The organism is Bradyrhizobium sp. UFLA06-24 (genome assembly GCF_054967145.1).
Genome location: NZ_JADFUE010000018.1, coordinates 56,212 through 74,158, shown reverse-complemented (window position 1 = coordinate 74,158; position 17,947 = coordinate 56,212). Strand labels below are relative to the sequence as shown.

Below are 17,947 nucleotides of genomic sequence, written 5' to 3'. Positions count from 1 at the left end.
CATGCATTTTGACGCGGACCCGTCCCTTATCAGGGCCGCCGATGTTGGCTAGAGTGCGCCCCGTTCAAAAACCTGCGTGCTATTTTCGGGAGTGAAACAGTGGATCTTGGGATCAAAGGTCGCCGCGCCATCGTCTGCGCATCCAGCAAGGGCCTGGGGCGCGCTTGCGCCATGGCGCTGGCCGAAGCCGGCGTCGACGTCGTGCTGACCGCGCGGGGCGCGGAAGCCCTGAAGAAGACAGCCGACGAAATCCGCAAAGCCTATCCGAACGTGAAGGTCACCGAAATCGTCGGCGACATCACGACGCCGGCGGGCCGCGAAGCCGTGCTGAAGGCCTGCCCCGAGCCGGACATTCTCATCAACAATGCCGGCGGCCCGCCGCCCGGCGACTTCCGCAACTGGACCCGCGACGACTGGATCAAGGCGATCGACGCCAACATGCTGACGCCGATCGAGCTGATCAAGGCAACCGTCGACGGCATGATGGCGCGCAAGTTCGGCCGCATCGTCAACATCACCTCGGCCGCGGTGAAGGCGCCGATCGACATCCTCGGCCTCTCCAACGGCGCGCGCGCCGGCCTCACCGGCTTCATCGCGGGCCTGTCGCGCAAGACCGTGATCAACAACGTCACCATCAACGGCCTGCTGCCGGGTCCGTTCGAGACCGACCGCCTGACCAGCACCGCGAAGGGCGAAGCCGACAAGCGCGGCGTTTCGCCGGAGCAGATTCTGGCGGAGCGCGCCAAACTGAACCCCGCCGGCCGCTTCGGCCAGCCCGACGAGTTCGGCTACGCCTGCGCCTTTCTGTGCGGGGCCAAGGCCGGCTTCATCACCGGCCAGAACATCCTGCTCGACGGCGGCGCGTTCCCGGGAACGCTGTGAGAGCGGTCTGGTACGAGCAGACAGGGCCGGCGGCGGACGTTCTCACCTATGGTGAGATGGCGACGCCGGTCGCGGGCCCCGGCGAAGTTCGCATTCGCCTGCAAGCCTCCGGCGTCAATCCAGCCGATGTCGGCCGGCGCGGCGGCTCTTATCGCGCGATGGAGTTTTCGCGCGTGATCCCGAACAGCGATGGCGCGGGTTTCGTCGACCAGATCGGCGATGGGGTGACGCGCTTCAAGCTCGGCGATCGGGTCTGGCTGTTCAACGGCCAGCGCAACGGCCGCGCCTTTGGCACCGCGGCGGAATATATCGCGCTGGCCGAGCAGCTGGTGACGCCGCTGCCGGGCCATCTCTCGTTTGCGGAAGGCGCAACGCTCGGCATCCCCGCGATGACCGCGTGGTGCAGCCTGTTTGCGGACGGGGCAATCGTCGGCAAGACCGTGCTCGTCACCGGCGGCGCCGGCGCGGTCGGCCATTATGCCGTGCAACTCGCCAAATGGGGCGGCGCGCAGGTGATCGCGACAGTCAGCTCGGCCATGAAGGGCGAGCTGGCACGGCAGGCGGGCGCCGATCTCGTGGTCAATTACAAGGACGAGGATGTCGTCGCGAAGGCGATGGCCTTCACCGGCGGACGCGGTGTCGATCGCGTCGTCGACGTCGATTTCGGCGGCAACATCGGAACGACGCTGAAGCTGATGGCCGTCAATTCCACCATCGCGGTCTACGCCACCAACGGCAACCGCACGCCTGTCGTCCCCATGCGCGAGCTGATGGAGAAATGCATCACGTTGCGCACGCTGGTGCTGTTCGCACTACCGCCGGCGCTGCTCGCGGCGGCGCAGGCCGACATTTCGAAATGGCTGGCGGCGGGACCACGAATTCACAATGTCGCGGCAGAGTTCGCCCTGTCGGACACGGCGCAGGCGCATCTCGCCGTCGAGAAGGGCGACAAGCTCGGTACCGTGGTCGTCAACTGCGCCAAGTGAAGCGCCGAAGCCGGCGGCATCAGCGTTGTTTGGTGGGCTCGTCTTCGTCCTGCTGACTGGGCGCGGACGAATCGGCCGTCGTGCGTTCATCCGTCCAGTCGATGCCGAAGGCGTCGAGCCCGTCGGCAAGCAGATCACCCAGCATGGGATCGCCGAGCAGGTAGCGGGCCGTTTCGCGCCGGGGAGCGCGATAAGTCGCCCGCGCCTCGACGGCGCGCGAACGGAGATCGTCCCAATCATCGATCGTGCCCTCGCCGCGCCCCAGCCATGTCAGCGCCACGAGGTCCAGCTGCTCGTCCTCGTTGAGGGCGGTGATGAAGCTGCCAAGCTCGAGACCGGCGGGATCGGAGCCATCGTCCTCCAATACGTCGATCATATCGTCGTCGGCTGCGTTGGAGCCGGAATCCGGATCGGAGTCCCCCTCCTTGACGTCGAATTCGCGCGCCTTCTCGATGATGAAGGCGACCTTGTCGGCGGAAATCGCAAGCTCTGGCATGGGCTCCCCCTGCTCGTCCTTTGGGTTGGGTCCAGGTTCCCTCGATAACGCAATGTCGCGACAGATGATCCATTGCGCTTCATGGCGGAAAATGCGCATCTTTCGCCGCCAAATGAAGAAAATAGGGGGGCGCCCGATGCAGTGGAAGGTCGGCAAGGTCAAAATCACCAAGGTGGTCGAACTGGAAACGGTCGGCTCGACCCGCTTCATCCTGCCTCTGGCCAGCAATGACGAGATCAGGAAGTTGCCCTGGCTGATTCCGCATTTCGCGACCGAAGAGGGCCGGCTGAAAATGTCGATCCACTCGCTGGTGGTGGAGACGCCGTCGCGCCGGATCGTGGTCGACACCGGCCTCGGCAACGACAAGCAGGGCCGCAACGTTCCGACCTGGAATAACCGCAACACGCCGTTTCTGAACATGATGGCGGCCGCGGGCTTTCCGCCTGACAGCATCGACACCGTGCTGTGCACGCATCTTCACGTCGATCATGTCGGCTGGAATACGAAGCTGGTCGGCGGCAAATGGGTGCCCGCCTTCCCCAAAGCGCGCTACGTGTTCGGACGCGCCGAATACGAGCATTGGCTGAAACACTCGACCGAGCCGGACAAGCAGGCCGTCTTTGACGATTCCGTGAAGCCGATCGTCGATGCCGGCCGTGCCGATCTGATCCCGAGCGATCACAGGCTCTCGGACGAGATCAGCATTATCCCGACGCCCGGCCACAGTCCGGGCCATATGAGCGTCCTGATCCAGTCGGACGGCGAACAGGGGCTCTTGACCGGCGACGTCGCTCATCATCCATGCCAGATGGCGCATCTTGGCTGGTCCTCCACCGCGGATTCCGACCAGACGCAATCCGCTGTGACGCGGCGTGAGCTGTTCGGCCGGTTTGCCGATACGCCGACGCTCGTGATCGGCGGGCATTTCTCGGCCGGCCACATCCGCGGGGAGGGCGATGCGTTCAGGTTTGTGGCGCAGCAATCCTAGCAAATCGTGGGGTGGGCAAAGCGCAGCGTGCCCACCAACGCCGGCTATTGAAAGAAGGTGGTGGGCATGGCGCTCCGCGCCTTTGCCCACCCTACAAGGAAGGGCTGCAATGCACCCGGTTCTGGGCGGTTGAATTTCCCGCCGCCCTGTTCCATGAAGCTATTTAACCGATCAGTCCATCCCAAGGGAGAAACGAGAATGAAGCTTGTTCGTTACGGCGAAAAGGGTGCGGAAAAGCCCGGCCTGATCGACAAATCCGGCCAGTTGCGCGATCTGTCGGTGCATCTGAAGGACCTCACCGGCGAGGCCTATTCGCCTGAATCCCTGAAGAAGCTGGCAGCGATCGACCCCGCTTCTCTGCCCGCCGTCTCCGGCAAGCCGCGCTTCGGCGCGCCCGTCACCGGCATCTCGAAATTCGTCGCGATCGGCCTCAACTACAGCGACCACGCCAAGGAGACCGGCGCAGCCATTCCGACCGAGCCGATCATCTTCATGAAGGCGAACACCTCGCTGTCCGGCCCCAACGACGCCGTCGAGAAGCCGCGCGGCTCGACCAAGCTCGACTGGGAGGTCGAGATCGCCTGCATCATCGGCACCCGCGCCAAGTACGTTTCTGAAGCCGATGCGCTGAACTACGTCGCCGGCTATTGCGTCTGCAACGACGTCTCCGAGCGCAACTTCCAGACCGAGCGCCTGGGCCAGTGGACCAAGGGCAAGTCGCATGACACGTTCGGCCCGGTCGGCCCGTGGCTCGCCACCAAGGACGAGATCAAGGACGTACAGAACCTGTCGATGTGGCTCGACGTCAACGGCCAGCGCCGTCAGACCGGCTCGACCAAGACCATGATCTTCTCGATGGCCAAGTGCGTCTCCTATGTCTCGCAGTTCATGACCCTGCTGCCGGGTGACATCATCACCACGGGCACCCCGCCCGGCGTCGGCCTCGGCATGAAGCCGCCGACCTTCCTCAATGTCGGCGACGTCGTCACGCTCGGCATCGAAGGCCTCGGCGAGCAGCGCCAGGAGATCGTTGCGGCGTAAAGCTGCGATCACCGCCCTCTCTCCCGTCATTGCGAGCGAGCGAAGCAATCCAGACTATTTCCACGGAGACAGCCTGGATTGCTTCGCTCGCAATGACGAAAACAACTGCCGTCACCCGGAGGACATCCTCATGAAACTCTCCTTCTCCGCCGCCTCGCCCTTCGCCCGCAAGGTGCGCATCGCCGCGATCGAGCTCGGGCTGATCGACAGGATCGAATTCATGCCGGCAACCGTCGCGCCGGGCACGGTCAACGAGGACTATTCGAAGATCACGCCGCTGAAGAAGCTGCCGGTGCTGATCACCGATGAGGGCGACGTCATCCTGGATTCCTACGTCATCGTCGAATACCTCAACGAGATGGCCGGCGGCAGCCTGATCCCGGCTTACGGTCCGGGGCGCTGGAAGGCCAAGACCAATCACTCGCTGATCAACGGCATGCTCGATTCCATGCTGCTGTGCCGCTACGAGAAGATGGTGCGACCGCAGGGGCTGCAATGGCAGGCCTGGATGGACGATCATTGGAATCGGGCCTGGACCGGCATGGCGCGCTTCGAGAATATGCCCGAGGTGCTCGACGGCCCGTTCGACATCTCGCAGATCGGCCTTGTTTGCGTGCTCGGCTACGCCGACTTCCGCTTCGCCGATTGCGGCTGGCGCAAGGCCTATCCGAAACTCGACGCCTTCCACCAGAAGATGCTGGAGCGGCCCTCGGTCAAGATCTCGGTGCCGCCGGCAGCATGAGCCGAGGAGCTCTCATGAGCCTGAAGTTTTCGGTCGGCGACCTCACCATCCATCGCATCATCGAGCAGGAAACCTCGTTCGTGCCGGCGCTGGAGATGCTGCCGGGACTGACGCCCGAGGTGCTGGCCGAGAACCGGGGCTGGATGCGGCAGGCACGCGCGCTGGACGAGCAGGACGTGCTGCTGCTGTGCTTTCAGTCGTATGTGGTGACGACGCCGCATCACACCATTCTGGTCGACAGCTGCATCGGCAACGACAAGCCGCGACTCAACCGTCCGAAATGGAACATGAAGACGGACGACACCTATCTGCGCGGCCTCAACGCTGCCGGATTTGCCGTCGAGGACATCGATTTCGTGATGTGCACGCACCTGCATGTCGATCATGTGGGCTGGAACACGCGGCTCGAGAACGGCCGCTGGATGCCGACCTTCCCCAGAGCGCGTTACGTCTTCGCCAAGCAGGAATACGACCACTGGTTCGAGCAGAATGCGAAGGCGGAGGTCCCGCCCTTTGCCGACAGCGTGCTGCCGGTCGTCGAAGCCAAACGACATGAGCTCGTCGGCAACGATCACCAGATCGGCGACCACGTCCACATCCTGCCGACGCCGGGCCATACGCCCGGCCATGTCGCGATCACCATGGGCCGCGGCAAGGACGATGCTGTGTTCTCCGGTGACCTCATGCATTCGCCCTTGCAGACGCTATACCCGGAGCTGTCGATCAAGTTCGACGTCGATCCGGCCAAGGCGGCCACGACGCGTCGCAGCTTTCTCGAGCGCTATTGCGACACCGACACGCTGTGCTGTACCGCGCATTTCCCCTCGCCGTCGGTCGGGAGGATCAAACGCAAGGGCAATGCGTTCGTCTGCGCGGCGGTGTGATCTAGCGGCTCACTGTATCTTCCGTCATGCCCGGGCTTGTCCCGGGCATCCACGTACTTACAATCAACGGCAACAAGAACGTGGATGGCCGGGACAAGCCCGGCCATGACGAGGAAACACCATGGCCGGTCTCCCAGATATCCCTCTCCCCGCCGGCATCCGCTCGCGTTATGTCGACGGCATCAACGGTCTGCGCATGCATGTGCTCGAGGCCGGGTTCGAGACCAAGGGCCGTCGCTGCATCCTGTTGCTGCACGGCTTTCCCGAGCTTGCCTTCTCCTGGCGCAAGGTGATGCCGGCGCTGGCGGCGGCCGGTTATCACGTGATCGCACCCGACCAGCGCGGCTATGGCCGTACCACGGGCTGGACCGCGGATTACGACGGCGATCTCGCGCCGTTCTCACTGCTCAACCTCGTGCGCGATGCGCTCGCGCTGGTGTCGGCGTTCGGCTACACGCAGGTCGACCTGGCGGGTCATGATTTCGGCAGCCCGGTCGCGGCCTGGTGTGCGCTGATCCGCCCGGACGTGTTTCGCACGGTGACGCTGATGAGTGCGCCGTTCGGCGGCGCGCCGGCGTTGCCGTTCAACACGGCCGATAAGCCGGCACAGCCTGCGGCCGAAGATCCCGTGCATCGCGAGCTCGCCGCGCTGCCGCGGCCGCGCATCCACTATCAATGGTACTATTCGACACGCGGAGCGAACGCAGACATGCAGCACGCGCCGCAGGGCGTGCATGATTTCCTGCGCGCCTATTATCACCACAAAAGCGCCGACTGGATCGACAACAAGCCTCATCCGATGAAGTCGTGGTCGGCGGACGAACTCGCAAAGCTGCCGACGTATTACGTGATGGATCTCGGTGAGACCATGGCCGAGACGGTCGCGAAGGAGATGCCATCGCCGGCCGCGATCGCTGCCAACACCTGGCTGCCGGACAGCGACCTCGCTTATTACAGCGCCGAATATCGCCGCACCGGATTCCAGGGCGGGTTGCAATGGTATCGCTACGTCACGTCTGGCATGTTCAACAGCGAGATGCAGCTGTTCTCGGGCCGCAGCATCGACGTGCCCTCCTGCTTCATCTCGGGCAGGCAGGATTGGGGCACTTATCAACGTCCGGGTGTGTTCGAGGCGATGCAGGGGCGCGGCTGCACGAAGCTGCTCGGCTGCCATCTCGTCGATGGTGCCGGCCATTGGGTGCAGCAGGAGCAGCCCGCCGAAGTCAGCCGGCTCCTGCTGAAGTTCCTCCGCGACGCCGCAACGGCCTGACGCGACGCCACCGTCTCGTCACAAGGCATTAATCCGGGGTTCAGGGAACATTCGGCAATATCTGACGTTGCGGGATACCGGAACTATGTCCGGCGACCATGGGAGATGAAAATGGACAAGAAAATCGCCGGATTATTGGGCGCGGTGGCTGCGCTCGGGACGCTTGGCGCGGTCGAAGCCGCACCGGCACCGGCACCGGCAGATGTTCTGCAGGCGAATTCATATGCCGACCTGCTGGAGCCGATTGCGAACGCCAGTGCCCTGCTGCAAGCCATCGATGAAGCGCCACCGGCAAGGACGAGCGAGAATGTGCAGCTCGCCCAGTTTTATCACCACCACCACCATCATCATCACCATCACAGCTTCTATCGGCGCTACCGCTATTATGACGACGCGCCAGTCGTGGTGGTGCCGCGGTATCGGCGGTATTACCACCATCACCACCATCATCATCACCACCATCACAGCTTCTACCGCCGCGATTATTATTGAGATCGCCGGCCGCATGAATGCGATGAACAGGACCTTCGGGTCCTGTTTGTTTTGCCGAGGCCGTCGCCGCCGGCAGCACCAGATGGAAGTACCCGCGGCTGGTACCGCACGCAGTATAGAGGAGGCGCAAGCCCGCCAGCGGTCGCCTATTCGTTGCGCGCCTTCTCCTTGGCCGCGCGATGGAGATGCCGGTAAGTGCCGTCGAACACCGTATCGGATGACGACGTCCATTCGGTGCCGGCAGCCAGCTTGGGGCGACTGTTGTAGATCCGGCGAGCCTGGAGCTCGCGCTCCGCGGCTTCCTCCTCCCCCATGGGCTCGAGCTCGAAGTTCGCCTCCTCGGGAATGACGATGATTTGAGCGAAGGGTTCGTTAGGCCGGAAGATGTGAGTTCGGCCTTCGGCCGGCGCCTTGAAGACGCAAAAGAACATCATCGGCCACCAATTGCGGATCAGCGCAGGGACCGCGATCGGCACGGTGTCGGTCCGATCGGCATAGAAGCGCGGATGCGGCTCGGTCCGAATCGCCATGCCTTTCTCGACCTTGAGATCGAGCAGGATCTGATAGGTATAGAATGCGTCGCCAAACCTGCGAAACGGCGGCCATTCCGCGCCACCTTCCGGCGGTTCGCCCCAATCGGCCTCGAGGACCAAACGGCCATCCCTGGTCGTGACACGAAGCTCGAAGTCATAGGGATAGAACAGCTCGATGCCGTATTGCGCGCCCTCGGAAAACGGCACGCAATGCCAGACCTGCTCACGCGAACCGTTCGCACGCGGCTCGCGCGTGCCGGACCATCCCGGGATTTCCATCTTGGTGCGGCGGGGCGCCAGCCGCGGATCGTTCAGACGAAACTTGACCTTGGCCATTATTCACCCGTCCATTCAAACTCTAGAATTTAAACCTGTACGTCGGGGCAGGTTTCCATGCACTCAAGCGCCATCCGTGGCGGCACGTGGATTGTCAGGATTCGCGCGGCGCGCGTGAATTGACCCTGAACGAATTGCAGCCTATATCGATTTAGAACCATTCTAAACTGATAACAGGTCCAATTCGTGAAGAACTTTGCCGATCTAACCGAGCGCGAGGTGCTTGCGGTCGCGATCTCCTCCGAGGAGGAAGACAGCCGCATTTACATGAGCTTCGCCGAAGATCTGAAGGAACGCTATCCCGACTCGGCCAAGCTGTTCGAGCAGATGGCCGAGGAAGAGCGCGGCCACCGGCACATGCTGCTGGAAATGTACGAGCAACGCTTCGGCCAGCATTTGCCACCGATCCGTCGGGAGGACGTCAAGGGATTCCTGAAGCGCCGCCCGGTCTGGCTCACCAAGAACCTGCCACTCGACACCATCCGCAGGGAGGTCGAGACCATGGAATTGCAGGCCGAGCGCTTTTACGTGAAGGCAGCCGAACAGGCCCAGGATGTCGGCGTGCGCCGCTTGCTCGGCGATCTCGCGGAAGCCGAGAAAGGCCACGAGGAGACCGCTGCGAAACTGACAGACCAGATCCTGAGCTCCGACGTGCGCGCGGAAGAAGATCGCACCCATCGCCGCATGTTCGTGCTGCAATATGTGCAGCCGGGCCTCGCCGGCCTGATGGACGGCTCGGTTTCGACACTGGCGCCGCTGTTCGCCGCGGCCTTTGCCACGCATCACAACTGGCAGACCTTTCTGGTCGGCCTCGCCGCCTCGATCGGCGCCGGCATCAGCATGGGGTTTGCGGAAGCGCTGTCCGACGACGGCTCGCTGACGGGCCGCGGCTCGCCCTGGCTGCGCGGCGTCACCTGCGGCGCAATGACGACGCTCGGCGGGCTCGGCCACACCGCGCCCTATCTCGTGCCCGACAGCTGGGCCAATGCGTTCTGGATCGCGACCGCGATCGCCTGCGTCGTCGTGTTCTTCGAACTATGGGCGATCGCGTTCATCCGCTCGCGCTACATGGACACGCCTTTCCTTCAGGCCGTGTTCCAGATCGTGCTCGGCGGCGCCATCGTGCTGGCGGTGGGCATCTTGATCGGGGCGGCGTAGGCGACGGCGATGAAGGGACATCGTTCATTCAACGCAGCAGGCCTTGCGGCGGTATTGACCCTCCCAGCCCTGGGCGGAGCCGCGCACGCGACCGATGAAATTCAAGTCTACAACGCCGGGATCGCCGCGGTCGGCCAGTTCACGATCCAGCAGCATCTGAACTACATCGCGCTCGGTCAGAAGAATCCGCCCTTTCCCGGCGGGCTCGCCTCAAATCACAGCCTGAACGGCACCCCGGAATTCGCCTACGGCGTGACCGACTGGTGGGAGGTCGGACTCTACCTGCCGTTCTCGATCCAGGACGAGCGCTTCTATTCGGACGCATTCAAGCTGCGCACGCTGTTCGTTTCGCCGCACGCCGAACAGCGCAATTTCTTCTACGGCGTGAACTTCGAATTCAGCAACGAGACGCCGCCATTCTCCCAGTCCCGGTTCTCGATGGAGATTCGTCCCATCATCGGGGTGCGAAACAGCGAGTACGAGTTCATCGTCAATCCGATCGTCGACGTCCATTTCGGCAAGTTCGCCGAACAGCATTTCACGCCGGCGGCGCGTATCGCACGCAAATTCGGGGACGATCTGTACGCAGGCTTCGAGTACTATAGCGACCTCGGCCAGATCGGAAACTTCGACAAGCTTGCGGACCAGCAGCACACGTTGTTCGCGGTCACCGACTTCAAGGCCGGCGACTTCGACGTGAACTTCGGCGTCGGCTACGGGTTGACGCGGGGGTCCGACCGCCTCGTGGTCAAGACCATCATCGGCTATGCCTTTCCGGCGCCGGGCCAGAAACCGGACGGTGGCGATCGCGTGAGCGGACCAGTCAATCCTTTCACCCATGCTGCCGTGCACGGCTTCCAGCCCTGACCGGCGCGACCTTTCAATGCCAGGGATCCTCATGACCCGTCTTCAATACGGCACGCCCGCCAAGATCTTCCACTGGGTCATCGTCGCCCTGCTGGCCGTGCAATATCCGATCGGCTGGCTGATGCCGGATATCCATCGGGGCATGAGCCCGGGCGCCGGCATGACCTTCCACCTGTCCATTGGCCTGACGATCCTGCTGCTGACGGCGCTCCGGTTCGTCTGGCGCCTCACCCATCCGGTCGCGCCTGAAAGCTCCCTCCCCCCCTGGCAGCGCTTGTCTTCGGAGGCCGTCCACTGGCTGCTCTACGCGCTGGTACTGGCGACGACGATCTCCGGCTGGCTGTTTGCGTCCTTCCGCGGCTGGTCCGTCTCGTACTTCTATCTCGTGCCGCTGCCGATGCTCGCGTCCGACAACGCGGCCGCCGGGAAGGCGATCGACGGCCTCCACCAGGCGATGGAATGGGCGCTGCTCATCACCATCTGCATTCACGTCGCAGCCGCGCTGGCGCATGTCTTCATCTATCGCGACCGGGTGATGCAGCGGATGCTGCCCGGGTAGCATTCCGGACAGATCAACCGCGATCAAACGGCGGTTGCGGCATCGGCTAAAACTGCGCATCATCGCAAACAGCGAAGCGCAGGAGCATGTCGTGGCGAAATCGGAATGGAGTTTCAAGAGCGCGGTCGAACTGTCGGCCGCATTGGCGGCGAAGAAGGTGTCGGCCGTCGAGCTCACGCAGGATGCGATCGACCGCATCGAACGTCACGACGGCAAGATCAACGCGATCTGCGTCCGGGATTTCGATCGCGCGCTGGACGCCGCGCGCGAAGCGGATGCGGCGCTGGCCCGCGGCGAGCGAAAGCCGCTGCTCGGCCTGCCGATGACGGTGAAGGAATCCTACAACATTGCCGGCCTGCCTACGACCTGGGGCAATCCCGCCCACAAGGACTTCATCGCGAGGGAAGATGCCCTGCCTGTCACGCGGGTGAAGGATGCCGGCACGATCGTGCTCGGCAAGACCAACGTGCCGCTCGCCCTCGCCGACTGGCAGAGCTACAACGACATCTACGGCACTACCAACAACCCCTACGATCTCGGCCGCACGCCGGGCGGCTCCTCCGGTGGCTCCTCGGCGGCACTGGCGGCGGGTTACGGCCCGCTCTCGATCGGCTCGGACATCGGCGGCTCGCTGCGCGTGCCGGCGTTCCATTGCGGCGTCTACGCCCACAAGCCGACCTTCGATCTATTGCCGTCTCGTGGTCATACGCCGCCGCCGGCTCCCGCGTTAGCTTATGAGCGCGATCTCGCCGTGATCGGACCGATGGCGCGAAGTGCCGGCGATCTATCCCTGCTGCTCGATGTCATGGCCGGTCCCGACCCGCTCGACAACGGCAAGGCTTACAGGCTCGAGCTGCCGGCCGCGCGTCACGGCTCGCTGAAAGAATTCCGAGTTCTCGTGATCGATTCCGATCCGGTGCTGCCGACCGACACCGCGGTACGCGGCAGCATCAACACGCTCGCCGACAATCTCGCCAAAGCCGGCGTCAGGATCGATCGCAGCAGTCCGCTGCTGCCGGATTTCGCGGCGTCCTCGCGCCTCTATATGCGGATGCTGCTGTCGTTCCTCGCAGCCAGCTTCTCGCCCGAGTTCTACGCTGGGGCGGCCGCCGCGGCCGCTACCCTGCCGGCCAGCAACAACAGCCTGCAGGCCGAACGCCTGCGCGGCATCGCGCTCAGCCATCGTGACTGGCTGCTGGCGCGCGGCGGCCGGACACGCCTGCGCGCGCAATGGCACGAGCTGTTCAAATCCTTCGATGCGGTGATCTGCCCGGTCATGCCGACGCCGGCCTATCCGCACGATCATTCGCCGGACCAGGAACAGCGCCGCATCCTGATCGACGGCACGGCGCACGTCTATACCGACCAGCTCGTCTGGCCCGGCATCGCCACGCTCCCAGGCCTGCCCGCGACAGCGATCCCGACCGGCTTCGCACCGGATGGGCTGCCGGTCGGCGTGCAGATCGTCGGCCCGTGGCTGGAGGACCGCACGCCGCTCAAGCTCGCCGAATTGATCGAACGCGAGTTCGGCGGGTTCGTGCCGCCGAAGATGTTCGAGGATTGAGGCCTCCTGGTCGGCCCACGTGTCGCGGAGAGTTGAACTAAGCCCCCGCATTCCGCTGTCATGCCCCGGCTTGACCGGGGCATCCAGTACTCCGCGGCGGAAGTTGGTGCGGACAACTGCCGCCGGGGCGTACTGGGTCGCCCGGTCAAGCCGGGCGACGACACCGTCATTGCGGTTACTAGCTTTCAAACACGATCACGCTGCGCAGCGTCTTGCCGGCCTTCATGTTGGCGAAACCCTCGTTGATCTCGCTGAGCTTCAGCTTGGCCGAAATCCAGTCCTCGAGGTGCAGCCGGCCACGCAGGTAGAAATCGACCAGGCGCGGCATATCGACACGGAAGTGGTTCGAACCCATCGAGGAGCCCTGGATCTTGCGCTCGCGCAGGAAATCGAAGCCGTGCAGCTCGATCTTCTGGCCGAACGGGATCATGCCGACGATGGTGGCGGTGCCGCCGGAGGCGAGCATGGCAAACGCCTGCTCCGCGGTCTCCTTGCGGCCGAGCACCTCGAAGGAATGATGCACGCCGCCATTGGTGAGGTCGCGCACCTGCTTCACCACGTCGCCGTCGGCGGGATTGATGATGTCGGTCGCGCCCAGCTTGGTCGCGAGCTGGAGCTTGGCCGGATTGGTGTCGATGGCGATGATGCGGCCGGCGCCTGCGATCTGCGCCCCGTTGATCGCGGCCATGCCGACGCCGCCGCAGCCGATCACGGCCACGGTCTCGCCGGCCGTCACCTTGGCCGTGTTCACGACCGCACCGTAGCCGGTGATGACGCCGCAGCCGATCAGCGCGGCGAGCTCGAGCGGCATGTCCTTCCTGATTTTGACGATCGCATTCTCGTGCACCAGCATCTGCTCGGCGAAGGAGGAGAGATTGAGGAACTGGTGCAGCTTCTCCGGCTTCGACCATTGCATCCGGTTGGAGACGCCGGGCAGCATCTTCACCGTCGTGTCGGTGCAAAGCACGGTGCGTCCGGTGGTGCAGTTGTCGCAGGTGCCGCAGAACACCGACAGGCAGGTGACGACGTGATCGCCCGGCTTCACATAAGTGACGTCGGAGCCGACCTGCTCGACGATGCCGGCCGACTCGTGGCCGAGCACCGCGGGCAGCGGATGCGGATAAAGGCCTTCCATGAAGTGCAAATCGGAGTGGCAGAGCCCGGCGACCGCGGTGCGGATCAGCACCTCGCGCGGGCCCGGCTTCGGCAGGCTGACATCCTCGATGACGAGCGGCTGGTTGACTTCATAGAGGACGGCGGCCTTCATCGGGTTTTCCTCGTTGTTGTTTGTTCGTTGGATCTTCGGCTGTCCACCTCTCCCTATGGGAGAGGTGAGGACCAGCCTACGCCGCCAGAACCAGTTCGCCAACCTCGCTCATTCCGGCTGTGCGATCACCGAGCAGCAGCTCGGCGATCTTCGCCTGCGTCGCATTTTCCGTCAGCCGGAACGGATCACTCGGTGCCACTCGGTGATCGATTACCAGCCGCGACAGCAGCAGGCGGCGCGCATCGCCGCGCATCTCGTGGATGCGGTGCGCCTCCCAGGCCAGCGCCACCGCGCTCGCGACATGATAAAGCACGCTCGTCGCACGCCGCGCATCGGCCTCGTTCTCGGATTTCCCCGCAACCTGGCGGGCAAAGCGCACTGCGCGATCGACCAGACCGCGCAAATTGTCGCGCCAGGCCTGCGGCACGGAGGCGCTGTCGTCGAGCCGCGCATGAAGATCGGCAGCGAGCGCGGATTCCGCGCCGTGGCGTCCGACGGCGCGCCGGAGCGCATCGATGGCGACGATGTTGCCGGTGCCCTCCCAGACCGAACCGAGATGGGCATCGCGCAGCAGGCGCGGCGTTGCGAACTCCTCGATATAGCCGATGCCGCCGCGCATCTCGAGCGCATCGCCGCAGACCTTTCGGGCATCGCGCGTGGCGCGGAATTTCAGCGTCGGCGTCAGGATGCGCAGCAGCGCTGCCGCATCCTGGCTGCCGGCTTCGGCACGATCGAGCGCATCTGCGGTGAGGAAGCTCATCGACAGCGCCTGCTCGACGGGCAGCATGATCTTCAGCATCTGGCGACGGCCGAGCGGCAGGTCGATGATGCGGCTCCCGAACACCACGCGGTTCTTCGCCACCGTCATCGCGTCGTGATAGGCGCGGCGCATCAGCGCGGTGGATTTGACGCCGTTGGACAGCCGCGACGAGTTCACCATCTCGGCCATCTGCACGAAGCCGCGATCGAGCTTGCCGACGGCATAGGCGATGGCGCCTTCGAGCTTGATCTCGCCGGAGGCCATCGAGCGGGTGCCGAGCTTGTCCTTCAGGCGCACGATCCGGTAGTGGTTCTGCGCGCCGTCGTCGAGGAAGCGCGGCATCAGGAACAGGCCGACGCCGCGCGTGCCTGGGCCGGCGCCTTCGGGGCGCGCCAAGAGCATGACGACCTTTGCATCGGCGTTCGAGCAGAACCATTTCTCGCCGTAGAGGCGCCAATGCTCGCCCTCCTGCACCGCACGGGTGGTCAGCGTGCCGACGTCGGAGCCGCCCTCCTTCTCGGTCATGAACTGGCCGCCTTGCGTCAGCTTGCTCATGTCGGTCGAGGTCAGGCCGTCGAGATATTTCGCCTTCAGGGCCTCGCTGCCGAAATTCGCCAGCAGTTTTGCGCAGCCGTCGGTGACGTTGATCGGACAGCCCATGCCGAATTCGGTCTGGTTGAACAGGAAGGTGAAGGCGTGCTTGGCCACGACGGGATATTTGTCCGGCCAGCCCATGATGCCCTTGCGAAGCGAGAGCGCGTGGATGCCGAACTCGCCGAATGCGGCATTCTCCAGCTCGCGATAGGCCGGATGATATTCGATCCATTGCACGTCGCGGCCGAACTTGTCGCGCTGGTGCAGCACCGGCGTGTGCCGGTCGGCAAGCCGCGCACACTCGTCGAGATGGCCGCCGGCGAGCTCGCCAAGACGGTCCAGATGCGGCTCGATGTGGCGAAACAGCGTCTCCGGCAGATGGATGCGCAACAGGTCCGCCAGCGCCGGATCCGCGCGGTAGAAATTCATGCCCGTGGTATCGGGCGCCAGCAGGCCGGATGATGCGGCGGCAGGGCTTTTCGCCTGCGCTGTGAGCGGCTCGTGCATGATCGTCCTCTTCGTTTCCGTCCGGCGGCATTCTTATCGCTTGCCGCTTGGCATGATGTCGATCATGCTCCCGTCGCAAGAAGCGATAAAGCCGCAAATCGTCAGGGCCGCATGATTGCCGTGAAGGAGCAGTTCGCTCTGCGGAATGTGATCGGTCCGGCTGGTTGTCCGCATGGCGGATGCCTAGATCAACGAGGTCCCGTCCCCGGGAGATCACACCATGGAATACCCGACATACAAGATCGCCCTCATCGTCGGCGCCGGCGAAGGCCTGAGCGCCTCGCTGGCGCGCCTGCTGTCCGCGCAAGGCATCCGCGTCGCGCTGGCCGCGCGCAAGATCGAGAAGCTCGGTGCGCTCTGCAACGAGACCGGCGCCAAGGCCTATGCCTGCAATGCGACCGAGCCCGAGGAGGTCGAGCGCCTGTTTGGCCTGGTCGAGCGCGAGATCGGCACGCCCGACCTCGTCGTCTACAACGCCAGCGGCCGCGCGCGCGGGCCGTTCGTCGACCTCGTTCCGGCCGATGTCGCCAACGCGATCGCGGTCAGCGCCTATGGCGGCTTCCTGGTGGCGCAGCAGGCGGCGAAGCGCATGGTCCCCAACCAGCATGGCGCGATCCTGTTCACCGGTGCCTCGGCCAGCGTCAAGGGCTATGCGCAGTCCGCCCCGTTCGCGATGGGCAAGTTCGCGCTGCGCGGGCTGGCGCAAAGCATGGCGCGCGAATTGTCACCGCAAGGCATCCACGTCGCGCATTTCGTCATCGACGGTGGCATCCGCAGCGCTTCGCGGACGGAAGCGCCCGACAAGCCGGATTCGATGCTCGATCCCGACGCGATCGCAGAGAGCTATTGGAACGTGCTTCAACAGCCGCGCAGCGCCTGGAGCTGGGAGCTCGAGCTGCGGCCCTGGGTGGAGAAGTTTTGAGCCAGTAGTTTGAGGCAATAACGTCACAACAACCGTCATTGCGAGCGAAGCGAAGCAATCCAGGAATCTTTCGGCAGAACCAGTCTGGATTGCTTCGTCGCTTCGCTCCTCGCAATGACGAAGGAGAGGGAGACCGCATGACCACCGAAACCATCATCGATACCGGCACCAACGAGCTCCTCTGCGTCATCCGCGACCGCGTCGCTGTCATCACGCTGAACCGGCCGGAGGCGCGCAATTCACTGTCGGACGCGCTGACGCCGGCGCTGCGCACGATGATCCGCAGCTGCGGCGAGAGTCCCGATGTCGGCGCACTCCTGATCACCGGCGCCGGCGAAGCGTTCTGCGCCGGCGGCAACGTCAAGGGCATGGGCGCGCATCGCGACCCCAAGAAGCTGGAGATGTCGCTGGAGGACCGCATCGCCGATCTGCAGGAGCGGCAGCGGCTGCTCACCGGCGCGCTGGTCTCGGTACGCAAGCCGACCATCGCGGCGCTCCCAGGACCTGCGGTCGGCGCCGGGCTCGCCATCGCGATGGCTTGCGACGTCCGCATCGCCGCGCAATCGGCCTTCGTCGCCACCGGTTATGCCCGCATCGCACTGTCGGGCGATTACGGCATCGCTTGGCTGCTGACACGCCTGGTCGGCACCGCACGCGCCCGCGAACTGATGTTCACCGGCGATCGCGTCGATGCCGCGCGCGCGGAAGCCATTGGACTCGTCAATCGCGTCGTTCCCGACGACAAATTGCAGACCGAGGCCTTCGCGCTCGCCAGGTCTCTCGCCAAAGGCCCGCGGCTGGCGCTGCGCTACATGAAGGACAATCTCGACGAGGCCCTGCTGTTCGATTTCGAGACCGCCAGGGATCACGAAGCCGAGCGGCTGGTGCGCCTCACCACGACCGCCGACCACAAGGAGGCCGTGCAGGCCTTCATCGAGAAGCGCAAGGCGGTGTTCACGGGGAAGTAGCCGGTCATCCGTAGCCCGGATGGAGCGCAGCGTAATCCGGGACCGCCGGCGCTTGCCGTGCGAATCCCGGATTACGCTGCGCTCCATCCGGGCTACGGCGCATAAAAAAATGCCCGGCTGCAAGCCGGGCA

The 17,947-nt window shown here is 64.3% G+C and carries 18 protein-coding genes; 14 read left to right on the top strand and 4 right to left on the bottom strand.

Features of this window, described 5'->3' with window-relative positions; translation table 11 throughout:
* Positions 1 to 99 precede the first annotated feature (99 nt).
* Together IF809_RS16835 and IF809_RS16830 are read left to right on the top strand one after the other, a co-directional pair.
* A complete protein-coding gene (locus tag IF809_RS16835) occupies positions 100 to 882 on the top strand; it encodes an SDR family oxidoreductase (RefSeq protein ID WP_128968682.1) in 783 nt (260 codons plus the stop codon).
* Complete coding sequence (locus IF809_RS16830) at positions 879 to 1,868, top strand: NADPH:quinone reductase (protein ID WP_462838041.1); 990 nt, start codon at positions 879 to 881, stop codon at positions 1,866 to 1,868. The genes IF809_RS16835 and IF809_RS16830 overlap by 4 nt, the downstream gene beginning before the upstream one ends.
* A 19-nt stretch (positions 1,869 to 1,887) precedes the next feature.
* On the opposite strand, the gene IF809_RS16825 is transcribed toward IF809_RS16830, so the two are convergent.
* Positions 1,888 to 2,364 carry a DUF3775 domain-containing protein gene (locus tag IF809_RS16825; RefSeq protein WP_462838056.1) on the bottom strand — a complete coding sequence of 159 codons (477 nt, stop codon included), beginning with the start codon at positions 2,362 to 2,364 and terminating at the stop codon, positions 1,888 to 1,890.
* Positions 2,365 to 2,500: 136 nt separating this feature from the next.
* Here IF809_RS16825 and IF809_RS16820 point away from each other — a divergent pair, with 136 nt between their 5' ends.
* The 6 genes from IF809_RS16820 to IF809_RS16795 all read left to right on the top strand — a co-directional run bounded on the left by IF809_RS16820 (position 2,501) and on the right by IF809_RS16795 (position 7,781).
* Positions 2,501 to 3,352 carry an MBL fold metallo-hydrolase gene (locus IF809_RS16820; protein WP_462838040.1) on the top strand — a complete coding sequence of 284 codons (852 nt, stop codon included), beginning with the start codon at positions 2,501 to 2,503 and terminating at the stop codon, positions 3,350 to 3,352.
* A 198-nt stretch (positions 3,353 to 3,550) separates the two neighbouring features.
* The gene (locus IF809_RS16815) at positions 3,551 to 4,393 is read left to right on the top strand and encodes a fumarylacetoacetate hydrolase family protein (protein WP_462838039.1); all 843 of its coding nucleotides are present in this window, start codon (positions 3,551 to 3,553) and stop codon (positions 4,391 to 4,393) included.
* A 130-nt stretch (positions 4,394 to 4,523) separates the two neighbouring features.
* Positions 4,524 to 5,135, top strand: coding sequence for a glutathione S-transferase family protein (locus tag IF809_RS16810; RefSeq protein WP_128968687.1), 612 nt, complete (start codon positions 4,524 to 4,526; stop codon positions 5,133 to 5,135).
* 14 nt (positions 5,136 to 5,149) lie between these two features.
* Complete coding sequence (locus IF809_RS16805; protein WP_462838038.1) at positions 5,150 to 6,019, top strand: MBL fold metallo-hydrolase; 870 nt, start codon at positions 5,150 to 5,152, stop codon at positions 6,017 to 6,019.
* A gap of 121 nt (positions 6,020 to 6,140) precedes the next feature.
* Positions 6,141 to 7,289, top strand: a complete 1,149-nt coding sequence (locus IF809_RS16800) for an alpha/beta hydrolase (protein WP_462838037.1) — start codon at positions 6,141 to 6,143, stop codon at positions 7,287 to 7,289.
* Between the two features lie 111 nt (positions 7,290 to 7,400).
* Complete coding sequence (locus IF809_RS16795) at positions 7,401 to 7,781, top strand: hypothetical protein (protein ID WP_462838036.1); 381 nt, start codon at positions 7,401 to 7,403, stop codon at positions 7,779 to 7,781.
* 146 nt (positions 7,782 to 7,927) lie between these two features.
* On the opposite strand, the gene IF809_RS16790 is transcribed toward IF809_RS16795, so the two are convergent.
* Positions 7,928 to 8,650 carry a hypothetical protein gene (locus IF809_RS16790; protein ID WP_128968691.1) on the bottom strand — a complete coding sequence of 241 codons (723 nt, stop codon included), beginning with the start codon at positions 8,648 to 8,650 and terminating at the stop codon, positions 7,928 to 7,930.
* A 186-nt stretch (positions 8,651 to 8,836) separates the two neighbouring features.
* Between IF809_RS16790 and mbfA the strand changes: the two genes are divergently transcribed.
* The 4 genes from mbfA to IF809_RS16770 all read left to right on the top strand — a co-directional run bounded on the left by mbfA (position 8,837) and on the right by IF809_RS16770 (position 12,798).
* Positions 8,837 to 9,808 (top strand): iron exporter MbfA, encoded by a 972-nt coding sequence (mbfA, locus tag IF809_RS16785; protein ID WP_128968692.1) that lies wholly within the window; start codon positions 8,837 to 8,839, stop codon positions 9,806 to 9,808.
* A gap of 9 nt (positions 9,809 to 9,817) precedes the next feature.
* Entirely contained in the window at positions 9,818 to 10,675 is an 858-nt protein-coding gene (locus tag IF809_RS16780) for a hypothetical protein (protein WP_462838035.1), read from the top strand.
* A 31-nt stretch (positions 10,676 to 10,706) separates the two neighbouring features.
* Positions 10,707 to 11,234, top strand: a complete 528-nt coding sequence (locus tag IF809_RS16775; RefSeq protein ID WP_128968694.1) for a cytochrome b — start codon at positions 10,707 to 10,709, stop codon at positions 11,232 to 11,234.
* A gap of 91 nt (positions 11,235 to 11,325) precedes the next feature.
* Entirely contained in the window at positions 11,326 to 12,798 is a 1,473-nt protein-coding gene (locus IF809_RS16770; RefSeq protein WP_462838034.1) for an amidase, read from the top strand.
* A gap of 178 nt (positions 12,799 to 12,976) precedes the next feature.
* Here the strand turns inward: IF809_RS16770 and IF809_RS16765 are convergent, their stop codons facing one another.
* On the bottom strand, positions 12,977 to 14,065 hold the full coding sequence (locus IF809_RS16765) for a Zn-dependent alcohol dehydrogenase (RefSeq protein ID WP_462838033.1): 1,089 nt from the start codon (positions 14,063 to 14,065) through the stop codon (positions 12,977 to 12,979).
* Positions 14,066 to 14,141: 76 nt separating this feature from the next.
* Positions 14,142 to 15,926: an acyl-CoA dehydrogenase family protein gene (locus IF809_RS16760; protein ID WP_128968698.1), complete on the bottom strand. Its 1,785-nt coding sequence runs from the start codon at positions 15,924 to 15,926 to the stop codon at positions 14,142 to 14,144.
* Positions 15,927 to 16,146: 220 nt separating this feature from the next.
* On the opposite strand from IF809_RS16760, the gene IF809_RS16755 reads away from it, so the two are divergent.
* Both IF809_RS16755 and IF809_RS16750 read left to right on the top strand, forming a co-directional pair.
* The gene (locus IF809_RS16755; protein ID WP_462838032.1) at positions 16,147 to 16,848 is read left to right on the top strand and encodes an SDR family NAD(P)-dependent oxidoreductase; all 702 of its coding nucleotides are present in this window, start codon (positions 16,147 to 16,149) and stop codon (positions 16,846 to 16,848) included.
* A gap of 137 nt (positions 16,849 to 16,985) precedes the next feature.
* Positions 16,986 to 17,816 carry an enoyl-CoA hydratase gene (locus IF809_RS16750; RefSeq protein WP_462838031.1) on the top strand — a complete coding sequence of 277 codons (831 nt, stop codon included), beginning with the start codon at positions 16,986 to 16,988 and terminating at the stop codon, positions 17,814 to 17,816.
* Positions 17,817 to 17,947 lie beyond the last annotated feature (131 nt).